Genomic DNA, 4,713 nt, shown 5'->3' on the forward strand with positions numbered 1-4,713 from the left:
GTCCTGCAAAAGCTCTGTAACTGCTGAACCCGTTACTAATTCGATGGTGTAGTCCGTATCTGGTTTCCCGGCGCCAGACACTGCGCCTTCATATGTTTCTTTTGTTTTGGTTCTTGCCTGATTGGTAGTTTGAAGTTCTTCAAAGGATAATTCCGGCGTTTCAACCGCAACAAACCCTGCCTTTTCAAAAACATGCTGATCCTGGCAGTTATTAACGATATAAAAGGTTTCGCATATTGTATCGGCTGCCAGTTCAGCGGCAACTGATTGCAGAAAAAGGGACAGCCTTTTACGGCCTTTCTGGTGATAGTATAACCCAGACAGTGAAATGAACCAACCGTCCCTTTTACCAGTGTCAGATTCAGCTACAGCGTGCCTGCCGTTTGTTAACCACGCGCATCCCAGTAATTTTCCGTTTTCAACCCAGCTATAACCATGTTCGCCAATTTCCAGTCTTCGCATAGCATCGGCCAGGTATTCCTGTTTGCTAAACCAGGTTTCATGGTTATCAAATTCAAGCAGGTTATGCAAATTGTCTTTTTGAATGGGTAACAGACCGGTGGTTGGCAAAGCGGGATATTGAACGATCCAGCATTTTGATACATCGCTGCGCCGTTTTAATTTTTCAATAAAACGGGTGCTCATGGCAACTAAGCCTGCAGGGGTTATATTCCTGATCTTTGTTTTACAGATAGTAAGATTCCGTTGTACCTTTTTTAAAGTTTGCGCTTTTATTCCAAAACCAAGTGCTTTACTTTTCAGGTAATTGTGGATGCCGTATTTCAAGCGACCGGTAAAGCCATGTAAGTTGTTGCCAACACTCAAAGTGGCCGCTTTGGTATGTTGGGTAGCCAGCATATCCTTATAAGGATCTGCCCCGGGTGTAAGGTCAAATACTTTCACGCCTTCATCAGCCAGCATTTTACCCAGCATCAAAAAATGAATAATACCGGGAGAATGCCGGGCATAGACCGCATCAAAGGAATTGATGCCCTGCAAATGGACCTGGTTGGGTCCCTGCAAGCTTACATTCGATGAAATTATTTTATCATTGATCTTTAAAACGGTTGCATGAATATCATTTTGTTCAAATAACGCCAGTAAAAATTCCTTTCTTAATGGATCGTTCTTAAAAGCTATTTTATTATACATAGCTCCTTTTCTGAAATCAGATTGCAGGGCCAGTTCATCAAAAACAGAAGCAAACGCCTGGTAATTATTGATGCGTTCAAATGTTAACTCACCCAGCCTGCTTAGCCTGTTGATCTTTTCCTTTCTGTTTTTCTTTCTGAGCTCATTGGTAAGTTGATTTCCGTTAACGATCATTAAAGGGTGGGCAGATATTTTTATAAAACAGCGCCGACGCCATTTGGCTTCTTTTTCTGCAAAGCCCAATGAAACTTCAGCCGGAATGTATTTAAGCAGGATCTTTCTTCGGGGATACACCCGGCGTAATTCAAGCAATGCATTTTTAATGAACTGTTCGTCATTGGCATCTGCTGTAAGCCATACCTGGTACTCTGCCTGGTTTGCCCCGGCTCCGGTTATCAGGCCATTCTTATCTGCAGCCAGCGTTAGCAATCCTGTCACCTTTCCTGCTTGTATAGTCCTGATTAATACAGGAACGAAATCCTTTCTGTAAATCCGATACCATGTGGCCACGAAAGAAGGGCTCTGAAAAACCGTAGCCCAGGGGCAGGCTTTCCATAGATGGTTCCATTCACCCAGGAACCTGGTATCTTCCAACAGATTAAAAACTTTTTCTCCCGACAAGAGTTCTGTTCTTTCAAGATCTTGCTGAAAAAGTGATACAATGGTTTTTGATTTAGTTGCTGAAGCAGTGAATGACATATACAAAATATTTTCTGTCTTAAAATACCCGACATCCTACCGGGTAGAACGCCGGGCTAAGTGCATGGAAGAATTAATTTATGCCGTAAGGGCGTCGGCGAACCGCGTGCCGTGATTTTTTTCTTCAATCTCTTTATTATACATAGGCAGGTAGGCCCAATACCAGCTTACTGATTTTAGTAAACCATTTCTCAGCGAATACCCGGGGTTATAACCCAACAGTTTTTTTGCTTTGTCTATAAAAGCTACCGGATGCGCAGTATCGTTCAGTGTATGTTTCTGCGCTATATTCACACTGGTGATACTGATGTCAAAAGCACTCAAAAATTCCCTGAGGTACATGGCCAGCTGATCTAAAGACGTTCTTTCTTCAAAGCCTATATTATATACCTGGTTTACCGCCTTGGGGTTAGCAGTGAGGAGTGCCAGGATATTAGCCTCCACTACATTTTCTACATAAGTAAAATCGTATGCATATTCACAGGTTCCATTGATGACCGGGGATTCATGCTTCATAAACTGCATCACGAATTTGGGAATGTAGGCAGCATACTCGCTTTGCGGGTTATGTCGCTGGCCAAATACATTGCAATACCGAAGTCCGATGGTTTCCATACCATAGAGCCTGGTAAACAGGGCGGCATAATGTTCATTCATGTATTGCGTAGTGGGCGTCTCGTCATTATTTCCGTATATGCAGGAACCTGACGCATACACAAAACGTTTTACTTTCGCTTCATATGCCGCTACCAGTATGTTTAAAAAACCACTTGCATCCACACTTCCGGTAGTGATGAGGTCCTTCATCGGAATAGTAATTGCTACTGACATTGCCTCCTGAATTATATAATCTATTCCTTTGCAGGCAACCCTGCAGGTATCCACATTACAGATGTCGCCTTCTGTAAATTCAAAATGAGGATGGTTGGCAAAGGGCGCCATATTGCGAAAATGTCCCGTTGCCATATTGTCGAGTACCCGCACTTTACGGGCGCCGGCGTTCAGTAAAAATTCAGCGATGTGCGATCCGATAAAGCCGGCTCCCCCGGTAACTAAAAAAGTAGAGGCGGCTATTTTTTCGTATTGTGCGGCTGTCAGTTTCATAACTACATGTTTAGAGGTTCTAAGTAAGGGGTATCAAAAAGCAGCATGGTGTGCTTTGGGGCTGAATATGGTAAGGAAAATAATTTTTATATCGAGCCGGAACGACCAGTTCTCAATGTACCAGAGGTCGTGCAGCGTGCGTTGCCGTTTTTGTTCTTCGGTATCGGTTGGGCCGCGCCACCCATTCACCTGCGCCCAGCCGGTTACTCCTGGTTTCACGTATTGCCGCAGCATATAGTGATAAACATTTTCCTGTAACTGCCGATTCAGAAATCTTCTATGCGGCCGGGGGCCCACTACGCTCATACTTCCCAGTAATACATTAATAAACTGCGGAAGCTCATCGATGCTGTATTTTCTCAGTATCCTACCTAGGCGGGTAATGCGGGGATCATTGCATTGGGTAGAACGGATACCACCAGCACAATCATCATTTTCGCGCATACTTCTGAACTTGTACACTTTGAAGGGTTTGCCCCCTTTGCCTATGCGGATAGGGCAATAAAAAACAGGGCCGCGCGATTCTATTTTAATTATCAGTGCAACGATCAGGAATAATGGAAGCAGGCAGATAAGGGCGATGGCTGCAAATATTTTATCGAAACAATTTTTAAAGAAGCCGGCCAGTTTTCCATCAATGGGTAACTCTCTTATGTTTACTGTATCAACCTGACCCAGCCGGGTAATTTTGTAATGGTTGCCAAACAGCTCATGATAGTCCAGCACATATTTTACCCGGATACCATAATAATCGGCAACGGTCAATACTTTTAGAATGTTCTTTTTCTGGTCATCCGGCAGGGCAATAACAATTTCATCGATGTCATTGACTTGCAGAAATTCATTGATATTGTCCAGGTTACTCAGCACTTTTTTGCTTTCGATCATGCATTCATCCAACTGGTCGCAACTGATAAATCCTTTAAGGTGATAACCGCTGTTATGACTGGTGTTAACCTGGTCTTCAATAATTTTTGCTTTGTTGCCGGTGCCGGCTACAATAACATACTTCGGGTTGCCGGTATTGCCGCTTATAATTTCAATGATCAGGAAATTAATCAGCAGATCGAGTCCGAAAACACCGAGCATAATGGTGATGGCATATTTCCAGAAATCTGAAGAAACGGGCATGAACCACAATACGGCGCACTCGGTGATAACAAGCGTGAGGTATGTTTTGAAATGGCTGGAAATGCGTTCCTGGAATTTTTGATAGAACCTGGTATACCGGTGTTTGACCAGGTATTCCACCAGGCACCATAGAAAAACAAATATCGATAAGGTGATCAACTCGCCCTTTGAGTATTTGAAATCCCTGAAAAAGTAGTGGGCGATAGGTAAAATAAAAAAGAGGGGGAGCAGGTCTATCGCCACGAAGGGGATATCCTGTTTTATTTTTTGACCAGGCATGGCCGTAAGCTTTTAAAGATTAATAGAACGATTGTTTACCAACAAATACCTTCATAATTGGCTAATTCCTCCAGTTCATGAATTCTGGCCAGATCAATTATCGCCGTTTTCTCTTTCAGCAGATGGCGATAGGTTTTTGCGTCGAAATTTTTATGGCTTATTATCACCACATCGTTTTCAGAAATGGCGGTTTCCAGATTATAGGTGAGGTGATCTGATAAATGCGGTAACCGTTCATTGATGTAAGCTTTGTTGGCGCCGATGAGTGTCGACAACCGGACGTATTCATCATAAATAGTAACATGATATCCTTTCCCGATCAGCGTTTCTGCCAGTTCAACAAATGGA

At 43.2% G+C, this 4,713-nt stretch carries 3 protein-coding genes and 1 pseudogene; all 4 read right to left on the reverse strand.

The genetic code is table 11. The features are described 5' to 3' along the window. Positions 1-1,851 (reverse strand): GNAT family N-acetyltransferase (locus ACJ751_RS08070; RefSeq protein ID WP_407744981.1); only part of this gene is annotated, 1,851 nt, incomplete at its 3' end. Positions 1,852-1,929: 78 nt separating this feature from the next. Beyond that, positions 1,930-2,955 carry an NAD-dependent epimerase/dehydratase family protein gene (locus ACJ751_RS08075; RefSeq protein ID WP_407744982.1) on the reverse strand — a complete coding sequence of 342 codons (1,026 nt, stop codon included), beginning with the start codon at positions 2,953-2,955 and terminating at the stop codon, positions 1,930-1,932. A gap of 33 nt (positions 2,956-2,988) precedes the next feature. Then, positions 2,989-4,365 carry an exopolysaccharide biosynthesis polyprenyl glycosylphosphotransferase gene (locus ACJ751_RS08080; protein WP_407744983.1) on the reverse strand — a complete coding sequence of 459 codons (1,377 nt, stop codon included), beginning with the start codon at positions 4,363-4,365 and terminating at the stop codon, positions 2,989-2,991. Between the two features lie 35 nt (positions 4,366-4,400). Beyond that, positions 4,401-4,713: pseudogene (locus ACJ751_RS08085) on the reverse strand (GDP-mannose dehydrogenase); the annotation flags it as partial.

The organism is Niastella sp. (genome assembly GCF_045805085.1).
Classification (GTDB): domain Bacteria; phylum Bacteroidota; class Bacteroidia; order Chitinophagales; family Chitinophagaceae; genus Niastella.